This window comes from Vibrio sp. 2304, assembly GCF_033339475.1.
Taxonomy (GTDB): domain Bacteria; phylum Pseudomonadota; class Gammaproteobacteria; order Enterobacterales; family Vibrionaceae; genus Vibrio; species Vibrio alginolyticus.
Genome location: NZ_JAWOUQ010000043.1, coordinates 1 through 1,245 on the forward strand (window position 1 = coordinate 1; position 1,245 = coordinate 1,245).

Genomic DNA, 1,245 nt, shown 5'->3' on the forward strand with positions numbered 1-1,245 from the left:
ATGGGTTGACACTTTTTAACTAAAACGCTCGATGTACTTCATCGGGCGTTTTGTATTTTAAAGCCGTATGAGGCCTCATTTGATTATAGATATCTACGGACTCTGCTACCATCGTCCTTGCTTCTTTCAGATCTTTCGGTTTCTTCAGCAAGAGCTCCATTTTGAGTATCCCATTTACACGCTCAGCTAAAGCATTCTGATAACAGTCATACCCGTCTGTCATTGAGCAAGTCACTCTATGTTTCTTATGGATATCTTGATATTCCTTCGAACAGTATTGTGAGCCTCTATCTGAGTGGTGTATTAGCTTTTCTTCACTCTGCCGTTGCCTGAGAGCTGAGATAAATGCCCGCTTAACTGATTGAGTTTTCATGTTGTCATCCACATAAAAACCAACAATCTTCCTTGAATAAGCGTCTGTAACCAAGCTGAGATAACTCTCTCCATTTTGAGTTGGCAAGTAAGTAATATCAGCAACCCACAGTTGTTCTGGCTTCGTTGGTGTCAGCCCATCTTTCACTTTGTTTGGGTGACAGAAAAATCGATGACGGCTGTCAGTCGTTCGGTGATAGGCTCGTCTTGCTCTCACTAACAGCCGATGCTTTCTGAGAAGTTCAAAGAGCTTATCGCGACCTATTTGAATGCCCTTTGTTGCTGCTAAGAACTTCAGTTTACGCGTGCCAATGCGTGGCTGCTTCAGCCTGACTTCACGGACAAAGCCAATGACAGCATGCTCATGATGTTCACAACGAGATTGAGTTTGGCATTGCTTATAATAAGCTTGGCGAGAGATTTGTACTAACTGACAAAACTTCGTAACGCTCAAACCTACTATGGTTTTCTCTTGGACAACGCTTCTTTGTGCTTTTTTGTCACTCTAACACCATAGTCACGTTCCATAACGTTCACGACAGCTTCAAAGAAGTCGGCTTTGAGTTGAGCATCTTCGAGCTGCTTCTCAAGCTCTTTAATACGTTGCTCTGGTGTAGGAGGTGAATTGAACTCGGCCATAGAGTCTCCTTTGGACATAAAGTTAGGTGTCCCTTTAGACCAATCTAGTCGACCATGCTTACGAAGCCAAACCAAAACCGTAGAGCAACCTTGGATGCCATACTTCTCTTGGGCTTGTTTGTAAGTGAGGCTTCCTTTTTCAACCTCATCAACTACAGTGAGTTTAAAAGCGAGGGAGTAATCGCGCTGAGTTCTTTTAGTTGTTGATTTCATAACACTCTCCAATTTTGGGGG

General features: G+C 43.1%; 1 protein-coding gene. It reads right to left on the reverse strand.

Translation table 11 applies throughout. The features are described from left to right. Window positions 1–19 precede the first annotated feature (19 nt). A protein-coding gene (locus R7P64_RS24125; RefSeq protein WP_151514398.1) for an IS3 family transposase occupies window positions 20–1,224 on the reverse strand; the annotation gives its coding sequence in 2 pieces (ribosomal slippage) (window positions 20–873 and window positions 873–1,224; 1,206 coding nt in all). Between the last annotated feature and the right edge of the window lie 21 nt (window positions 1,225–1,245).